This window comes from Vagococcus allomyrinae (assembly GCF_017829975.1).
GTDB lineage: Bacteria > Bacillota > Bacilli > Lactobacillales > Vagococcaceae > Vagococcus_D > Vagococcus_D allomyrinae.
On record NZ_JAEEGA010000005.1, the window covers coordinates 119,169 to 138,289 of the forward strand.

The window sequence follows — 19,121 nt, forward strand, 5'->3', positions numbered from 1 at the left end:
CGGAGCTGAATATACTGCTAGTTATGACCTTTTCGTCCCTTTTCTATTTGACACTAGTAACCTCTGACATTTATTCTAATGCCTGTAATTCTTGGTTATTATTTAAAACAGAGACGTTCTCTAGATGCTTTTTCTGCAAAATATGCATGGAATACCGCAAAAGTGCCACAAAAACAATAAATAAAATACTTAAAATCAGGATACTCTTGATAAATAATGGTTTACCTATTCCACCTGAAATAGCTTGCCTAAAGGCGTAGACCGAATAAGACATCGGTAAATAGGGATGGATTACTTTGAAAAAATTCGATTGTAGTTGGACTGGGAAGGTACCACCTGCTCCACCAAGCTGAAGGACCAATAAAATCATGGCAACAAATCTTCCTGGATTATCAAAGGTCATCGCCAAGAACATGATAATTGCCATATAACTCCAAGCAGTTACAAAGGCGGTTAAATAGAAACTGACCAGACTATCCACGTCTAATCCAATCATCAACATAATACTCGCTTGAACGATTGCCATTATGCTTGAGACGACAAAACCTAGAGAAACCTTGCTCAACCACCAGTCTCTACTGGACTGATTATTCATGGAAACTTTGCGGATTGGATAAACAAAGTTAAAAAGCATCGATCCGACAAATAAAGCTAAAGACATGATATACGGTGCTAAAGCCTCCCCATAATTCGCCACTTTACTGTACTCATTGTTCTTTAATTTAGTTGGCGCTGCAAAGTGGTCGATATTTTGTTTTGTTATCTTAAGGTCTTTCCCTTCTAGCTCTCCTTCACTTAAAGCTGATGCAAGTTCTTTGGCGCCACTTTCTAACTGGCCAACCCCACTCATTAAGCTTGGAGAATTTTTTGCTAGTTTGTTTAAACCGGCATCTAATTGGTCGGCACCCGTGTTTAATTGAGTCACACCATTAGCCAAGGTTGGGATTTTCCCTTGCAGCTGGTCTAAGCCTGTCGCTAGTTGGTTGCTCCCCGTAGCCAATTGCTTAACACCTGCCAGCGCTTTAGGTAAATCCTGAGCCGCTAATCTCAACTCCCCACTGAGACCTTGTAAATCCGCACTTATAGATGCTGCATTACCTGAATGAGGGACTTGGTTCAGCAACTGCGCTAGTCCATTCGTTCCCGCTTGAATATTCTCTACAGATTGATTCAATTGTTGGGCCGAAGCCGACATCGCAGTTGCGACATTGCTCACAACTGAGGCTGAACCTGCTAGTTCGTTCGCACGGCCACTTAACAGTGCTAAATCATTGGATAGCACGTCTAATGAAGCATTGATTTCGGTGCTAGCTGATGCTAATTGCTGGTCTAAAACGGCATTCATTTTCGCTGTGATTGCCCCAACAACCGTTGCTTGTTGCTCAATCGGAATCTCTGTATCTGCAATAATTGCCGCAACATAAGAATCTATGTCGGTTTGGACTTTGGTAACCTCTCCACCAACTTGATTCAAGCTACCACTGACTACAGTTGCTTGTTGAGAGACCATCAGCGCTTCGTTGGCCATATCTGATAACTGATGTTGATTAAAGATAATCGAATCTATCTCTTGCCTAATTTGTTGTAAATCTTGATCCAGTAGTTGCTTAGTTCCTGGATCTAAATTATTTTCAAAGTCGGCTAATGTATTAGCCAAGCCTTGTGCGCCATTTGATAATTCAAGCAAGCTGGCATCGATTGTACTGACATTGTTTTGAACGGGAACCAAAGCTTGGCTAACCGTGCCGATTGCATTATTTAACTCTCTGGCACCACTATCGAGTTGGTTGACGCCTGAGGCTAATGGTCCGATACTTGCTGCTAACTCTCCAGTTCCCTCTACTAGTTGATTAGAGCCTTCGTCAGCTTGACCAACCCCTGTTGTGTATTGTTTGAGTCCTGTTTCTAGCTGTCCGCTCCCTTTTGACAATTGTCCTGCTCCATCGGCAGCTTCACCTAGAGCGACAACCAATTTTTCACCGACATCGACAATGGCGCTTGCGTAGGCTGCTACCACTTGTTCTCTTATTTGCGATTCTAAGGCCGTTGCACCAACAGTAGACATTTCATCTGCAATATAATTTAATGAATCATTGGTTGTATAGATTAATTCCATTTTTCGGGGCTCTTTATTAATGACGCTCGCTGCATTTTTAGAAAAATCCTCTGTGATGGTGACGATCATGTAATATTTAAGGTCTTTCATGCCTTTTTGAGCTTCTTCTTTACTAACAAAATGCCAATCTAACTGTTTATTTTTTTTCAAATTGGCCACAACTTGTTGACCAACATCAAGTTTTTGTCCCATGAGTTCTGTTGGTTTATCCTCATTAACAACTGCGACTGGTAGATCTTTTGAACGTCCATAAGGATCCCAAACTGACTTATCAAAAATTGAAGAATACAGAATAGGGATAAAAATAATCGCGATGACTGAAATAAGTAAAATTTTGTTTTTAAAAAGACTTTTAAACTCCTGTAATGTCATTTTCATCAGAAGTTGTCTCCTTCCTTTGGTGTTTCCTGCCATATAGTTGGTAAAAAACAAATGGGATAGCTAGGGTGACGATAAAACTAACCGCTAAGGTGACAATGTAAGTTTTCCCTTCGGCTTTTGTCATGGTGTCTGGTACCATAAAAGCTGTGACTATGGCTGCAATCGATACTAACAGGCCAAGCCCAGCCACTAGTGATTTACCAATAACTCCACCGGGAACTTGATAATCTCTTGGTAGTGATTGTTTCTTGAAAATAACGACAAAGTAAGCGAGGAAAAACAAAATATAAGCACTTAAATAGATAATAACAGTCAAGGAAATTGCTGTTTCAAATGCAACATTGCCACCTGAACTTCCTGAACCAAAGGTCAAAACGGCTGCCCAAATCGTTACAATCACCCCTTGAACAATCAGTAAGGGAACTGGTACACCATATTTATTTACTTGTTTATATTTTTCTGGTAATAAACCTTTCGATGCGACAAACCGCAATCCCTCAGTAGGACTCACAATCCATGAGCTAACTTGAGCCATTACACCAAAAGAGACTAGTATTCCCAAGACAATCACTAAAAACGTATTTTTCCCTGGCGAAATTAATGCTTGGAAGGTGTCTACTACACCTTGATTAGAAGAGATTGTACCATGTAACACCATTGATACAACGCTACCTCCAATAGTACTTAAAACAACTCCTATGATAACTAGAGCAAACATAATGAGCGGATAGTTTTTCTTGGGGTTCTCTAACTCTGTAATATGAGGCGCAGAGGCCTCCACTCCCATATAAGCTAAAACAAATGAAACGAGGGCAGCTATATTGGTTTTGTCTGGTAAAAAATGGCTGTTAGTAAAGTTAGTCGATATGGCATGTCCTGCCATAAAATAACGAATAGCCAACGCTAACATAATAAAAACGGGTAGTACGATACCAATCGTAAACCCATATTTAGCTAATTTCTCGGTTATTCGTGTTCCCTTTAGTTGTAATAAGGTTAATAACCAGAAAATCACAACCACTGTCACAAATTTTAATGTTGGAATTTTATTTAGTTCTGGAATACCTAAGACATCTGAGAGAGTCCCAATAATAAAATATATCATCGTAACAAATCCTACTGTGATTTGAAACCACTGAAAGAAAATTGCCGCAAAACCAAACTTTGTTCCCAGTGGCTTGCCCACCCAACTATAAATCCCTCCTTCTTGATAGCCTTTAATTGTTGCCAATTCAGCAGAGCCAAGGGCAACTGGTAAAAACCAACATACCCCACATAATAATAAGAAAAAAATTAAAGTTTTTCCGGAAGAGGCAAATGTTGGATATTCATAGACTGTAATAAATAATGAAGCGGTCATTGCAAAAAAACCAAATCTTGTCATTTTATTTTTTTGACTGGTCATATTCATGTTCTCCTTTCTGTTAATGTATTTTTTCTTTACAAATTCAAGTTTAAGCCAGATTTCTATCCTAAATGGCTGACATACTGACTTATTACACGACAATTTTAATCAAGAGTCTTATCGACAACAAAAAGCTCCTATCACGTCTAAGCACTACTCGAAGACTCCGCCGATAGAGAAATCTTTGAACAGTGCTCTCAATAATATTAGCCTTTTTCTAAGATAACCTCTCAATCTAGCGAGCTGATTGTGATTGTCACTTTCTATTGCCTAACAATCAGGAATCATTTGACTTATCGGTTTCCCTTAATTTTTCCGTCATGCCTCTGCTTCATTTTTCTTCACTCCTATCACATCTAAAATGAAAATAAATAAAGGGATTCCAAATACTAATCCCCAAATTTGAAAGTAGTGCTCGCTAATCAGCAAAATAAGAAACGTAAAGAATATGGGTAGCTTTGTCCTACTTGACATTAATTTGGGATTTAACACATATGACTCTAGCATATGGACTGCCAAAATGACGAGCAGAATATACACCACATCCACCAGCCCCCCATTGTAATAGGCTATTAGCGATAAGGGAATACAAGACAGAACTACCCCAGCCACTGGTATAAAACTGAATAAGAAAACCATCATCATCAAACTTAATAAGTGAGGAAACTTAAGGAAATATAGTGCAATTGAAGTAAGGCAGGTATTAACAATGGCAATAATCACCTGTGCTTCAATCACAACGCCAAAAGTTGTAATAAATTTTTTTCCAAAGTAAGCGATATCCGAAAAAAACCAAGCAGTCTTACCACTCAAAAAAGTAGACGAAAATGTGGTAATCTTTTCTTTTTCTATCATAAAGAAAAAACTTAATATGAATGACATACCAAGAGTTACGGCCATCGCCACTACATTTTTCAAAGAAGAAACCAATAAATGAGATTGACTTTTTATATAAGGTAACAACTTGCTCACGTATTGAAATAACAGTTGCTTCGTTTCTCCACTATCTGTGCCTTGTTGTGTGTAAAAATGTTCCAAACTATTATAAAGTTGTAAACTTTGATAGGATATTAATGGAATCGACTTACTCAATGCCCAGATAACCCCAACAACAAGCAATAAGTAAAAGCACACAGTAATAAACGTTGATGAAAGATTCATCACCAACTTCAGCCTCTTAACTAACCGGTTTATTAAATAAGTAACTATAAAGGTTAATAAAAACACTGATAATAAACTTCTTAAAAAAAACAAACAGATTATGACAGCTAAAAGAACAAGCAGCCTTCTTAACACAATATTTTGGGTTATCTTTTGATAATAAGTCATCTACACCCCTCCTAAATACACCATTCCCTAGATGATTAACATTGAGAATGAGGCTTTTCTCCCTATCTATCTGAAAGAAGAAAGTAAATAATTTATCCCCGCTAATAGGATATAAATACTTACTAATAAACTAAGCGTTAAAGATGAAACGATTGGGTCAAAAAATAGCGCAACTCCCACTGCAATTCCTAGTATATCCAAAACCAGTAATAGCCAGTATACACCGTTTTTTTCTTGCCCACTCCGGGTGTGACTGCTTAATAATATAATCGAATCTACTGTAAACCAAATAGCAAACACATAAGGCAATAAAATAAGACCTAACAAGATATGCATTAGCAAATATAGACCGATAATAATATCTACAGCACCTACAATTATTCCTTTTACTTGTTTGATTTTGGCGTTTGCTATTAGCTCTATGACACCCTTATAGATTGCTAATGCTCCAAATACAACAATGATTGATACTAAATTAATGGATGGATTTGAAAAAGTGTAAAATGATACTAATAAAAAAAGTAAGCCTAAAGCGAAATAGCCGAATTTAAAATCCTTTTTTGTTATTTCCATGATATTTCCTCCTAATATTCTTATAGTAAGTCTAGTTAATAAAACCAGACCCCATTTTTAATGCAAAAGTTAGCTAATGGCGATTATGAATTGCCGTTAAAATGAGGGTAATGAGCCTAACTTGTCTAATAACGGATTTGGATTAGAGTAAACATACGATGACTTAAACAATGGATAAGCATTTCGTACTAGTATCTTTTCATCCGAACCAGAAATGTAAAAGATATCCCCTAATTCAATATAAGCAATCACTGTTGCAACTGGGAAGATATCGCCAGTCTTCACTAATACTTCAATAATTTTATCTGAGTCAAATACATCAAAATACTTACATCTAGTTGCGATAATCTCATGCATACCTCTTTCTCCTTTTTATTTCATTTGAGTTGTCCTTAACTTAAGTTTTTGCTTTTTTTAAGTTCCTTTTTTCCTTTTTCTTTTGCTACTAACACTTCATTTGTGTCTATTTCTTTTTCAAAAGCTTGCTTTTTTTTCGCTCTTTCTTTAGACTCTCTGTTTTTCTCAAGACCGCTTCTCTCTGTTTTCACACTATGCCTCCTCTATTAAACTCCTTTACCTTTACAATCTATTATTTATTAATTTCTTACATAATAGGTGATAGTAACCTGAACAACTTCTGCTTAAACACTGTCCACAAACCTGTTTCGGCAATGGTTTTTTCTGTTAACTTTTTAGATTTCTCAATGTCACCCTTGAAGGCACAACTAATTTGTTCGTTCAATCTTTTGTTAATAATAACTGCGCTTGCTTCAAAATTTAATTTGTAACTCCGAATGTCTTGATTTGCAGAACCTACTACGCTAACTGAGTCATCCATGACAAGTATTTTCGAATGTAAAAAACCACCCGTATACAAGTAGACATCAACACCCGCTCTCATCATCAATTGAGAATAGTACTCTGTTGCTCGGTAGACAAAGGGATGATCTGGTTTGTCGGGAATCATAATTTTAACGTCTACTCCTGATTTCTTGGCTATCTTTAACGCATCCATAACTGAATCGTCTGGTATGAAGTAGGGGGTTTGAATCCAGATGCGTTTCTTGGCAGAGGTAATTAGCTTGATAAAGGTTAATTTTATTTCTTGGTTGCTTTCAATTGGATTACTGGATACGATTTGAATGGTTGCATCCCCCATTTTTTCTGAGAATTGCACTGGTTTATAGCTCAGTCTATTCTTTTCTGGCACGGATAGATTCCAATTGATTAAAAATTGACGTTGTAATACGTTCGCAACTGGTCCTAGAATTCTGACATGCGTATCTCGCCAATAGCCAAACTTTTTTGTTTTATTTAAGTATTGATCTGCGACATTAAATCCACCAATAAACCCAATGCTACCATCAATGACCACAATTTTATGATGGTCATGGTAATTAGCCCCGAAAGGTGTCGCTAACTTTTGAGAGGTGACAAAAGAAGTTACTTTTCCTCCCGCTTCAATTAGTGGGTGAAAATAAGTGGCTTCAGTTCCTTTGGATCCTAGCTTGTCATAGAGCAGAAACACTTCTACACCTTCGTTGGCTTTTTCGGTTAAGATTTTCACTATTTTTTTACCGATATTATCTGTTATAAAGGCATAATATTCTATGTAAATAGTCTGTTCTGCTTGCCTTAAATCCTCTTTTAAGACAGCAAATTTCTTTTTGCCATCTGTCAATAACTCCACATCATTAAAGTAAGACCACGGATCTTTCGTGAGGTTGGCGAGCATGTTGGTAGCGCTTAAGGACTGATCAATCAACTTTGCAGCTGTTTCTTCTACTCCATCTTGCACTGGCAAGTCGGAAAAGTGACGAATTGTCCTATCTCGATTTATTTGATGTTTTTTTCGATCGATGCCTTTTCCAAAGAAGAGAAACAGAACTATTCCAATCAATGGCATTGAAAATAAAACGAGTAACCAAAATAAGGTAATAAATGTTGAACGGTCTCTATACATAATTAAATACAACGAGCAAATAAGGCTCACCCCATACAACAACACTAAATAGACGCTCATAACTTGACTCTCCTCATTATCTTTCACTACGCTATTGCCAATGGCTGATCTAACCATCGGCTAAATATTATTCACAGTTAACTCTCTATTAACCATTAATTAAAACTTGTCTTTACTATGCTTTTGAACAACTCGTAAAGACAAGTTAACACTGATTAATTCTATTGATTTCTTATAATAATTTTGCGTCTTCTAATAATTCTTCAATAAAAGTACCTTGAATTTTTTTTAATTCATGTTTTTCAATGATGTTCGCTAATAGGGGAACTTTTACTTCTTTGATGGTTTTTTTATCGTTTAAGTAATAAGACGCTTTTAATAACATTCTAATGTCATAAGAAGTAGCAAATACTTCTGGAACACCACGATCAATGTCTAAAAAGGTGTAAACTGCTTCCATTGCTGTTCTGACCGAGTATTCTGTAGTAAAGACTGTATCACGTTCGGTTTCAGCAAAATTACCGATGAAGGCCAAGTTTTTTGAGCCTTCAGGAACAACCAGTGGTCGATCTCCAATCGCCCGTGGCATAAAGTAGGACGTGATATACGGCATGTAACATGGAACAACATTACATGATTCTGCTGCCAAAGATTTAATTTGGTCTATTGGTACGCCCATATGATACAACCATTCTTCAGCAATTTCATTTCCGGTACATTCCGTGATTGGTTTCTTGATGTAATTACCTTCTGTATTAGAGATAAGCGCGTAGACCCATACAACCAATTGATCTTTCGGTTGTTTTTTAAAATGAGGTTGTCTGTTAAGTGTGTAGCTCATTTTCCAATTGGAATCCTTTGCATGCACAATACCACCAGTAACTACTTTTCCAGCATATGGATCACGTTTACTGATCTTCTCAATATATGGGGCGATTTTGACATCTAAGGTTGTGACTGTTGCCGATACGAACCAGCTATTAGCTGGAATATTATCGTAAAATTTTTCTGGTTTGCCAAAAGCTGAATCTTGTTCAGCTAATCGTTTCCATAAGGTCCAACTGCCTCCCAATTCTTTTGTCGGTGGAGCTGGGGTTGTATTATTACCATAAGTAGAACTTTCTGTGATCGAACCATTCGTAACAAAAACTAAGTCATTTTCAGTTAATTCAACTTCTTCCTGTTCCCCTGCAATAGTTAAGATTAATTGCTTGGCTACTTTTTGCTCCCCTTGTACTGAGACAATGACGTTATCGACTCTTGTGTCATATTTAAAGTGGACGCCATGACTTTCCAAATAATTTAGCAAGGGTAAGACTAAAGATTCGTATTGGTTATATTTAGTAAATTTTAAGGAAGAAAAATCGGTCAAAGCATCGATATGATGAATGAATCGCATTAAGTAACGACGCATTTCCATGGCGGAGTGCCATTCTTCAAAGGCGAACATCGTGCACCAATACGTCCAAAAATTAGACCCTAAGAATTCTTCACTAAAAACATCTGTAATTTTTTTATCCTCTAGTTGTTCCTCTTTCTTCAAGCATAGCGCAAGTATTTCTTTAATGGCTTTTTCACTTAACAATAATTTGCCATCACTTGGATATTGCTTACCTTTTTCATGAATAATTCGGCATTCTGACGAATTTGGATCTTCTTTATTAATCCAATAAAATTCATCCAAGACTGAAGCATCTGCCACTTCTAATGAAGGGATTGAGCGGAATAGATCCCACAAACACTCAAAGTGACTCTCCATTTCTCGGCCTCCTCGAATAACAAATCCGTGGTCGGGTTTATCAATCCCATCTAATGAACCACCCGTGATAGGTAATTCCTCTAGAATGTGAATTCTATCTCCTTCAACTTGGCCATCTCTAATTAAAAATACAGCCGCTGCCAATGAGGCTAAACCTGAACCGATTAAATACGCTGATACTTCATCTGCTTTTTTAGGTTTTTGGGGACGAGCAAATGCTTCATAATTTCCATTACTTCTATACATTGTGTACCACCTCTTTTTTTATTTTTATCATTTATTACTTAATTAACTTGAATAATGTAAGGTTAGCTTGCCAACTACATTTATGACCAATCTAGTAAAGGTAATTGATCAGATTTTTTGGATGTCTTACTTATCTGTATTTTGGCCACTAATAGTTAGGTTAGTTAAAGGTTTTTTATGGATGTTGCTGTATAAATGCATCTTTTAAAATTTTTGACCCTTCTTTACATTTCAACTACCGATCATTCATTTCCTCCTAGTTTAAATAATTTTATTCTGTAGTATAAGGTCCTACACATATCTGAATAGCTCTAGTATTAATCAAGCGTTAATAAGCTCATCAATTTGAACGTTTGTCCTACAATGTGCGGACTTTATTTCTTTTTCATATTATTTATTGCTGTGACTAACCCTGTTAGAGAAATCACCACAATAAATATCCAAAATACGGTCCACATAAGAATTACCTCCTACTCTCTTGACTTTCTTAGTCTTTAATTAATAACTTAGTTCATCATGATATGAATTGATTTAACCTTAATCACTACCAGTTAACTTTATTTTACTTCTGTTTAGTGGAATGAATATGTGATTACTGTCGGATTAAAAGACATTTTTTACGAATCAGCTGGATTATCTACTCTCTTTAACTTAAAAATTTACTCAAGTAATTAACGAAATCGATCATTAAATTTCTTCTCTTAAATACAGCCTTCTTACGCCTATTAAACAGTTCCAGATAGAGATTCCTTGAATAAATTGATCATTTTTAAAACAGCTATTTTTTATCAACCTTGTCGTAAGGAAATTAACTTATATTGGATCAGGCTCAAGAAACACCTCACATCAAAGCAAAAAAGCTGTCGCATAATTAAGAATCTAATTATGCGACAGCCCTTTTTTTAACTAGCAACCTTCTCCCAATTACAAACGCCCTTCACTAAAAGTAACCGTTCACTTTCAGATAACATAGCCAGTAATATAAAGCTATTAATATTATATGTTATATCCATTTTGGGTAGAAAATTAGTATCTCACTCATAAATGACAGTAAAAATAGTCATTTATCTCTTTCTGATCGTTGTTATTTTCACGCCACTCTCTCAGTTCTCGTACTACTTCCGATGCATCTTAAACTCCAAAAACAAATCATTGTAAATTCCTAAAAACTCAGGGCCCAGATCTTCATAAACTTCTAAGTTCGCCATGGTTTCATCACTGGGATAAAACTGCTCATCTTCTGTAATCTCATCAGGCAACAGTGCCATGGCTTTTTCGTTAGGGGTGGAATAGCCGATATATTCGGCATTTTGAGCGGCATTTTCAGGTTCTAGCATAAAATTGATAAAGGCATAAGCCCCTTCAACATTTTTGGCAGTTTTAGGAATCACAATATTATCAAACCACAAATTGGTTCCTTGACTAGGGATAACGTAATGCAGATGTTCGTTATTGTCCAACATCTCTGCTGCTTCACCAGAAAAAGAGACAGCTGCTGCACTTTCTTCGTTAATCATATACATCTTAATCTCGTCTGCCACTATCGCTTTGACGTTAGGCGTTAAGCCTTGAAGCTTTTCAGCCGCTTCGGTTAGCTCAGTCATGTTCTTGCTATTAAGGGAGTGACCGTTGCTGTTTAAAGCGAGGCCTATGACTTCCCGAGCACCGTCAATCAACATCAAGTTGTTTTTCAGTTCCGGCCGCCAAAGATCATCCCACTCTTGCACCTTTGATTCAGCGATAAATTTATCGTTATAGATGATGCCCAAGGTTCCCCAAAAATAAGGTATGGAATAAGCGTTTTCCGGGTCGAATTCCAAGTCTAGAAAGCGCGGATCGATATTTTCGATTCCTTTGATTTTAGTGTAATCCAACTTGATCAACATCTTTTCCTTCATCATCTTCTGAATCATGTACTCGCTGGGAATCGTCAAATCATAAGCCGTCCCCCCTTGTTGGATCTTAGTAAACATGGCTTCATTGGAATCAAAAGTTTCATAGCTGACTTTATAGCCTGTTTCTTTTTCAAATTGTTTTAATAAATCTGGGTCGATATAATCTCCCCAATTGTAGATTGTTAAGGTGTTAGCACCAGAAAACCCCTGAGCTTTTTCCAATTGACGATTAGCCACAAATAAGACGACCACAATGGCCACAATTCCGATTAGCAATGGTTTTAAATTTCTCATAGCTCGCTCACCGCCGTGTGTTCTTTTCGATGGCGTTTTTGATTTTTCGATAAATTTCCTTGGCTAATAAAGTAATAACCAATCACCAAAAACAATGAAAACAGAAACAGCAATGCACTTAAGGCATTGATTTCCAAACTGACACCTTGACGGGCACGGGAATAGATTTCAACTGATAAAGTCGAAAAGCCATTACCTGTGACAAAAAAGGTTACGGCAAAATCATCCAGTGAATAGGTAAAGGCCATAAAATAACCGGCAATAATGCCTGGTGTAATAAATGGTAAAATAACTTTGCGAATCACCGTCCAATTATTGGCCCCTAAGTCGCGAGCGGCATCGATCATCGAATCGTTCATCTCCTGTAATTTTGGCAGAACCATCAAAACGACAATGGGAATACTAAAAGCCACATGAGATAATAGAACAGAAGAAAACCCTAGACTTAGGCCCAACATGGTAAAGAAGATCAGAAAACTGGCTCCAATAATAACATCCGGCGAGACCATTAAGATGTTGTTTAGACTCATGAGAACATTGCGGCTTTTTCGCTTGCGAGTGTAATAGATCATCATGGCCCCAAAAGTGCCGATGGTCGTGGCGATTAAAGCCGATAAAAAGGCCAGCATAAAGGTATTCAAGACAATCCCTATCAACCGCTTATCTTCAAAAACCGCGGCGTAATGCTCCAGAGTAAAACCGGTAAAACTGGTCATACTACCACCTGCATTAAAGGAATAAAAAATCAGGTAAAAGATCGGTAAGTATAACAAGACAAAAACAAAAACTAAGTAGAGACGCGACCAGATAAATTTTTTCTTCATTTCGTCCGTCCTCCTCTTTTCTTCTTCTCACCTGTGACCAACATGATCAAGACCATGGCAATAATCAAAATCACACCAATGGTGGAACCCATGCCCCAGTTTTGAGTCACTAAAAAGTGCTCTTCAATGGCTGTTCCTAAGGTGATTACACGGTTGCCGCCAATTAAACGAGTGAGCATAAAAAGGCTCAACGACGGAATAAACACAGCCTGAACACCGCTCTTCACACCGTTTAACGACAAAGGAAAAATCACTCTGCGGAAAGTTTCCAAAGAGTTGGCTCCTAGATCTCGACTGGCACTGATCAGCGATGGGTTCATCTCCTCTAAGGCATTAAAAATCGGCATGATCATAAAGGGGATTTCAATGTAGGCCGCCACAAAAATAAAACTAAAATCAGTGAACAGAATCTGTTTACTGCCAATTCCCACAAAGTCTAAAAACTGATTCACGCTGCCATGAGCACTAAAAATCCCAATAAAGGCGTAGGCTTTTAATAACAAATTAACCCATGTCGGCAAGATGATCAGCATCAACCAGAGCTGCTTGTGTTTTAACTGGTTTAAAAAGTAGGCTGCTGGGTAACTCACCAATAAAACCATGGCCGTGATGATAAAGGCGTACAACACCGAGTTAAGAGTCATCATTAAGTAGGTCGAAGAGGAGAAATAAATGCGATAATTTTCTAGCGTATAATTGCCGTCTATCCCTTTAAAGGACTGATAGATAATCAACATCACTGGGGCAATCACAAACAGCCCCAACCACAGCATATAAGGAATGGAATAAATTCTTCTAGTTGATGCCACGATTAGACCTCCTCTTCATAGCTCTCTAAGCGAGCGTCAAAGTCCTCTTCTGATTCATTAAAGCGCATGACGTGAATGTCTTCTGGCTCAAAGAACAGCCCAACTTCCGTCCCTTCTATCGCTTTACGTGTGGAATGAACCACCCACTCATTGCCTTCAGCGTCATAACCAACAATTTCATAATGGACACCGCGAAACAATTGGCTGTCAACTTTAATGATCAATTTCCCTTTTTCAACCGTTGTCAGACTCATGTCTTCTGGCCGAATCATCACTTCAATCGGCTCATTGGGACGCATGCCACCATCTACACATTCAAACTGATGACCGACAAACTGAACCACGTTATCTTCTACCATCAAACCGTCAACAATATTACTTTCACCAATAAAATCGGCCACAAAACGGTTAATTGGTTCATCGTAAATATCAACTGGTGTGCCGCTTTGAATAATTTCCCCTTTGTTTAAGACGAAAATCTCATCGCTCATGGCCAAGGCTTCCTCTTGATCGTGAGTGACAAAAATAAAGGTGATCCCAAGTCGTTGTTGCAGCTCACGTAATTCGTATTGCATGTCGGTCCGCAACTTTAAATCAAGAGCAGATAAGGGCTCATCAAGGAGCAGGACCTCTGGTTCATTGGCAAGAGCCCGAGCGATGGCCACACGTTGGCGCTGCCCTCCGGACATCTCACTGATTTCCCGGTCTTCAAAACCTGATAACTGAACCATTCGCAAGACGTCTTTAACCTTTTTTTCAATTTCCATTTTAGGCATTTTCTTAATCGTTAAGCCAAAAGCCACATTGTCAAAGACATTTAAATGGGGAAATAAGGCGTAATCCTGAAAGACCGTATTGACTTTACGCTTATTAGCTGGAATGTCATTAACCCGCTTTCCCTCTAAGCGAATATCTCCTTGATCCGCTTCAATAAAGCCGGCAATCAGTCGCAAGATCGTCGTTTTACCACAACCTGAAGGGCCTAATAAAGTGTAAAATTTTCCTTGTTCGATTTCAAAACTGACATTTTTTAAGACGACGGTATCGTCGTATACCTTTTGAACGTTGTCAAATGTAATAATGTGTTGTGCCATATCTCCCACCCTTTTTTACTGTCCGTTACTTCGCTGATTCCCCAATAACTCAGGCAATTTTTTAACGGCTCATTGTTATTTTTTACAAATATGAATCGGTCGCCACAATCAACAGGCGACTTTGTCCTGAATGATTATTTTTTATTTGATGGCTATCAGTTGCCCGATAATAGATCGTTTCACCTTCTTTGGCAAAGTAACGACGCAAGCCAATTTCCACACAAACTTCACCTTCCAAGACATACCCAAAGGTGTCTGAAAGGGATGGAGCAAATTCTTTGAATTCACCGGCTTTTTCCATGGTTAAAAAGATCGGCTCCATCTCGTTTTCATTGGAGTCAGGCACTAACCATTCCACCTGATACTGTTTTTCTTCATCAAAATAAATCGTCCGATCACTTTCGTCATAAACCACTTTCTGATCTTTGGCTTCTTCATTAAAGAAGTCGCGAGGGGTCGTCCCTAATACTTCTAAGATATTAAAAAAAGAATCCATTGAAGGTGAACTTAGATTGCGTTCCAGTTGACTGATGTAACCTTTTGTCAAATCAGTTCGCTCTCCAAGTTCTTCTTGCGTCAAATTTTTTTGTATCCGTAAATTTTTTATTTTACTGCCTATGTCCATGTTGTCCCTCTTCCGAAAGTATAGTATAAGTAAACTCAAAAGATAAAAGTTTTATATAAGTAAACTTTATGTTTACAAACAATTGCAAGTATACAGGCATCTCAAGAAAATTTCAAGAGAAAAACTAGAATTTAGTCGCTTTTTTTTAATATCTTTCCTATACTGAAAGTATGTCAAATAAATCTATGAACTGACATTTGTGAGTTTAGCTACATGGCTTGCAAGATTTCTACTAAAGGAGCTTAATGATGAAAAATTTTAATGCTTTATGGTTAGAAAAAAATCAAGAGGGGGCAGTGCTTGCCACTTGTCGCCAAACAGAACTAGCAGAATTATCTGCTGGTGAAGTCGTCATTAAAGTGGCTTATTCGAGCGTTAACTTTAAAGACGCTTTGGCTAGTCAGGAAACCTCTGGCGTCGTCCGCCAGTACCCCATTATCCCAGGAATTGATTTAAGTGGAACAATCATTGAGGCAGGGAGCTCAAATTTTAAACTAGGACAAGCTGTTCTGGTAACGGGCTACGGTCTCGGTGTCAGCCATTCTGGCGGGTATAGTGAAGTAGCTCGTGTGCCGGCTGAATGGGTAATTCCCTTGCCTAGTGGTTTGAGTCTAAAGGATGCCATGATCTTAGGAACTGCTGGTTTGACGGCGGCTTTGTCAGTAAACGCCCTGGAAAAACAAGGCTTACGGCAAAATAAAGAGGCTGAAATTCTGGTAACTGGTGCTTCTGGTGGGGTTGGTAGCCTCGCTATCGGGATACTAAAGACCCTTGGTTATGATAACATCACCGCACTTTCCCGTAAAAAGAAACAGTCTGCTGCCTATTTTTCAGAGTTAGGGGTTAAGGCAGTGGTCGCGGCTGACGATATTTCGCCGGATAAACAACGTCCCCTGATGAAACAAGTCTACAATTTTGTACTGGACACGGTTGGCGGTCACCAACTGGAAATGATCATCCCTCAGATTGCTTATGACGGCAGTATTTCTCTCTGCGGAAATGCTGGTGGGATTGCCTTTTCTTCAACGGTACTACCTTATATTCTGCGGGGAATTAATATTTTAGGCATTGATTCGGTCAATATTTCCAATGAACGCCGCTTATATATTTGGAATCGCTTAGCCACAGATATGATGCCTGCTGAGATTCAACAGTTTGCCAAAAACGAAATTGTTCTTGAAGAGCTGCCAATAGCTTTCCAACAATTGCTGGCTGGCACGATGACTGGGCGTAATCTAGTTCGCGTTTCACCATAAATCTGTTGGGCTTCTCTTCTTGGTTTTTTAACTTGACTTTAGTCCCCTATCTTCATATTATAGAAACAATACTTTGATAGACGTTTTTAAGAAATGGGGAGAAATCATGACAGATACTAAAAGCAAAGCTTACCGTCTGACGATTCGCGGGATTTTAATTGCTATCATCATCGTACAATCGATGGTGCCTTTTCTCGGCTATATTCCGTTACTAGCAACGAGCTTAACGATTATCCATATTACGGTTATTGTGGCCGCTATCACCTTGGGCACGAAAGACGGCATGTTTATCGGCTTGATTTGGGGCGTAATGACGATGATTAGAGCTTGGACAGCACCGACAACACCCTTGGATACTTTAATTTTCACCAACCCGATCGTTTCGGTTTTACCACGGGTCCTAGTTGGGCTCGTCTCAGGACTCGTCTTTACAGTTCTTTACAAACGAACGAAGCAGTTTTATCTGCCGACCATCGTCGCGGCCGCTTTAGGAACTTTAACAAACACAGTACTGGTTCTTGGCTTAATGGGATTGCTCTATACTGGCCCGGTGGCTGAGGCATACGGCACAACCTCGTCTGGTTTATTTTCAGTCCTGCTAGTTGTCGTTGGCACAAATGGAATTCCTGAAATTATTGCGGCGGTCATCATTACGCCATTAATCGTCAGAGCCCTTTTTGCAGCGACTAAATTAACGCCAGAAACAAGAATCTAAGATAACTCAAGCACTTATATCCCATAAATGCTTGAGTTATCTCCATTAAGTAAAGGAGCAACATGACATGAAATTAATTGTTAATGCCGATGACTTCGGTTATTCAAAAGGGGTTAATCACGGCATCATCGACAGTTTTACAGACGGGATTGTTACGGCTACAACCTTGTTAACTACCATGCCTGGCAGTCAACATGCTTATGAATTAGCAAAAAAACATCCCGATCTGGATGTTGGCATTCACTTGACGATTGACTTAGGACGACCTACTTTGTCCGTTGAAACTGTAGCGAATTTGGTTCAAGAAAATGGCGAGTTTCAGCCTTATCACTACTGGACAAAGGCCACAAGCGTTCCCTCAGATGAGATTTACGCTGAATGGAAAAATCAACTAGATACAGCCATAAAACATGGCATTACTCCTAGTCATATCGATTCTCATCACCATTTACATATGTTACCCTTAGTCTTCCCCATCTATGCTCAGCTAGCTCACGAATACGACTTAGGCGTGCGTTTTCATCCTTGTTGGGGCTGGACAACTGAAGAAACTACTGCTGCTGAAGACAGTCTTAAGGCGTTAAAACGGGCTGATTATTTCTCAAGTGATTTCTATGAAGAGAAGGTAGCGATTAATTTCTTTGAATCCTTACCAATGATTGATGAAACCTGGGAAATCATGTGCCATCCGGCTTACTTAGACTCTGAATTGCTGAAACGAACGTCTTATTTAAACGAACGCATCACTGAATTGGACGTGCTTAACTCAGCGGAAACCAAGGCGGAGATTGAACGACTTGGAATTGAATTAATCAGTTTTAAAGAGTTGTAAACTAAACAAGCACCTAACCCGACGGGTTAGGTGCTTGTTTTTATGGTTTTTCTCGTCCGATAATCCGAACTTCTGCTTCCAATTTCACTTGGAATTTTTCGAAGATCACGGCTTGGATGTGTTGGATCAATTCCACATAATCTGTCGCTGTGGCTTGATTGATATTAACAATAAAGCCCGCATGTTTGGTTGAGATTTGTGCACCGCCCCAAGTCAAGCCTTGAAGACCTGCGTCTTGAATCAGCTTGCCCGTAAAATGCCCTTCTGGCCGCTTAAACACACTGCCACATGACGGGTACTCTAACGGTTGCTTCGCTTCACGCAAAGCCGTCAGTTCGTTCATCTTAGCTGAAATCTGCTCTTTGTCGCCTGGCACTAAGGCAAAGGTTACTTCCAAAACTACACCCTTACGCTTTTGCATCACACTATGACGATAGGAGAAGTCCATCTGCTCTTTGGTTAAACGTTCAAAACTACCGTCTTCCCAAATAACTTCAACGGATTCAAACACATCCACAACTTCACCGCCATAAGCTCCGGCATTCATGTAGATAGCACCGCCGATACTCCCTGGTATGCCACAGGCAAATTCGAGGCCGGTTAATCCTTGTTCCAGAGCAAAATACGTCGTATCGATTAATTTTGCCCCTGCCTCCACGATGATTTTTTGATCGACTAAGGCAATGTCCTTCATCTCGGCTAACATTAAGACAAAGCCTGCTATTCCTCCATCGCGAACGATTAAGTTACTGGCATTGCCTAAAACCAGCCAGGGGTGAGCCTCCCCTAGGCAATAATTCACAATAGCTTTCACTTCTTCTTTTGTTTTAGGGAATAACAAGACATCGGCTGGTCCGCCAGTCTTGGTAAACGTGTAACGAGAGAGTGGCTCTTCAAACAGCATCTTGATTGTTGGCAAATCTGCCTTAATTTTTTCTATATTCACGACTCTAGTCCTTTCAATTCACTATCTTTTACATTCTATCATGAGACACTGGGATAAGA

17 protein-coding genes are annotated in these 19,121 nt (G+C 38.7%); 3 read left to right on the plus strand and 14 right to left on the minus strand.

Annotated elements, in window-relative coordinates:
• Positions 1-70 precede the first annotated feature (70 nt).
• From I6N95_RS09125 to I6N95_RS09185, 13 genes are all read right to left on the minus strand, one after another.
• Positions 71-2,494: a YhgE/Pip domain-containing protein gene (locus I6N95_RS09125; protein WP_209526849.1), complete on the minus strand. Its 2,424-nt coding sequence runs from the start codon at positions 2,492-2,494 to the stop codon at positions 71-73.
• Positions 2,469-3,902 (minus strand): amino acid permease, encoded by a 1,434-nt coding sequence (locus I6N95_RS09130; protein WP_245249330.1) that lies wholly within the window; start codon positions 3,900-3,902, stop codon positions 2,469-2,471. Before I6N95_RS09130 ends, I6N95_RS09125 begins: the two co-directional genes overlap by 26 nt.
• A 318-nt stretch (positions 3,903-4,220) precedes the next feature.
• Positions 4,221-5,231 (minus strand): AI-2E family transporter, encoded by a 1,011-nt coding sequence (locus I6N95_RS09135; protein ID WP_209526852.1) that lies wholly within the window; start codon positions 5,229-5,231, stop codon positions 4,221-4,223.
• Positions 5,232-5,297: 66 nt separating this feature from the next.
• The gene (locus I6N95_RS09140) at positions 5,298-5,804 is read right to left on the minus strand and encodes an HdeD family acid-resistance protein (RefSeq protein ID WP_209526854.1); all 507 of its coding nucleotides are present in this window, start codon (positions 5,802-5,804) and stop codon (positions 5,298-5,300) included.
• A gap of 96 nt (positions 5,805-5,900) precedes the next feature.
• A complete protein-coding gene (locus I6N95_RS09145; RefSeq protein WP_209526856.1) occupies positions 5,901-6,161 on the minus strand; it encodes a hypothetical protein in 261 nt (86 codons plus the stop codon).
• A 35-nt stretch (positions 6,162-6,196) separates the two neighbouring features.
• A complete protein-coding gene (locus I6N95_RS09150; protein ID WP_209526858.1) occupies positions 6,197-6,352 on the minus strand; it encodes a hypothetical protein in 156 nt (51 codons plus the stop codon).
• Between the two features lie 56 nt (positions 6,353-6,408).
• A complete protein-coding gene (gene cls, locus I6N95_RS09155; RefSeq protein ID WP_209526859.1) occupies positions 6,409-7,827 on the minus strand; it encodes a cardiolipin synthase in 1,419 nt (472 codons plus the stop codon).
• A 172-nt stretch (positions 7,828-7,999) separates the two neighbouring features.
• Positions 8,000-9,772, minus strand: coding sequence for an oleate hydratase (locus tag I6N95_RS09160; protein WP_209526861.1), 1,773 nt, complete (start codon positions 9,770-9,772; stop codon positions 8,000-8,002).
• Between the two features lie 1,115 nt (positions 9,773-10,887).
• Positions 10,888-11,961 (minus strand): ABC transporter substrate-binding protein, encoded by a 1,074-nt coding sequence (locus tag I6N95_RS09165; protein WP_209526863.1) that lies wholly within the window; start codon positions 11,959-11,961, stop codon positions 10,888-10,890.
• Positions 11,958-12,785: an ABC transporter permease gene (locus tag I6N95_RS09170; protein WP_209526865.1), complete on the minus strand. Its 828-nt coding sequence runs from the start codon at positions 12,783-12,785 to the stop codon at positions 11,958-11,960. Before I6N95_RS09170 ends, I6N95_RS09165 begins: the two co-directional genes overlap by 4 nt.
• On the minus strand, positions 12,782-13,594 hold the full coding sequence (locus tag I6N95_RS09175; RefSeq protein WP_209526868.1) for an ABC transporter permease: 813 nt from the start codon (positions 13,592-13,594) through the stop codon (positions 12,782-12,784). Before I6N95_RS09175 ends, I6N95_RS09170 begins: the two co-directional genes overlap by 4 nt.
• Before the next feature lie 2 nt (positions 13,595-13,596).
• Positions 13,597-14,688, minus strand: a complete 1,092-nt coding sequence (locus I6N95_RS09180) for an ABC transporter ATP-binding protein (RefSeq protein WP_209526870.1) — start codon at positions 14,686-14,688, stop codon at positions 13,597-13,599.
• An 82-nt stretch (positions 14,689-14,770) separates the two neighbouring features.
• The gene (locus I6N95_RS09185) at positions 14,771-15,313 is read right to left on the minus strand and encodes a helix-turn-helix domain-containing protein (protein WP_209526872.1); all 543 of its coding nucleotides are present in this window, start codon (positions 15,311-15,313) and stop codon (positions 14,771-14,773) included.
• 248 nt (positions 15,314-15,561) lie between these two features.
• On the opposite strand from I6N95_RS09185, the gene I6N95_RS09190 reads away from it, so the two are divergent.
• The 3 genes from I6N95_RS09190 to chbG all read left to right on the plus strand — a co-directional run bounded on the left by I6N95_RS09190 (position 15,562) and on the right by chbG (position 18,116).
• Positions 15,562-16,569 carry a YhdH/YhfP family quinone oxidoreductase gene (locus I6N95_RS09190; RefSeq protein ID WP_209526875.1) on the plus strand — a complete coding sequence of 336 codons (1,008 nt, stop codon included), beginning with the start codon at positions 15,562-15,564 and terminating at the stop codon, positions 16,567-16,569.
• Positions 16,570-16,675: 106 nt separating this feature from the next.
• Positions 16,676-17,284 carry an ECF transporter S component gene (locus tag I6N95_RS09195; protein ID WP_209526877.1) on the plus strand — a complete coding sequence of 203 codons (609 nt, stop codon included), beginning with the start codon at positions 16,676-16,678 and terminating at the stop codon, positions 17,282-17,284.
• A gap of 67 nt (positions 17,285-17,351) precedes the next feature.
• Positions 17,352-18,116 carry a chitin disaccharide deacetylase gene (gene chbG / locus I6N95_RS09200; RefSeq protein ID WP_209526879.1) on the plus strand — a complete coding sequence of 255 codons (765 nt, stop codon included), beginning with the start codon at positions 17,352-17,354 and terminating at the stop codon, positions 18,114-18,116.
• Between the two features lie 40 nt (positions 18,117-18,156).
• Here chbG and murB read toward each other — a convergent pair whose 3' ends face one another.
• Positions 18,157-19,062: a UDP-N-acetylmuramate dehydrogenase gene (gene murB / locus I6N95_RS09205; protein ID WP_209526881.1), complete on the minus strand. Its 906-nt coding sequence runs from the start codon at positions 19,060-19,062 to the stop codon at positions 18,157-18,159.
• Positions 19,063-19,121: the final 59 nt, after the last annotated feature.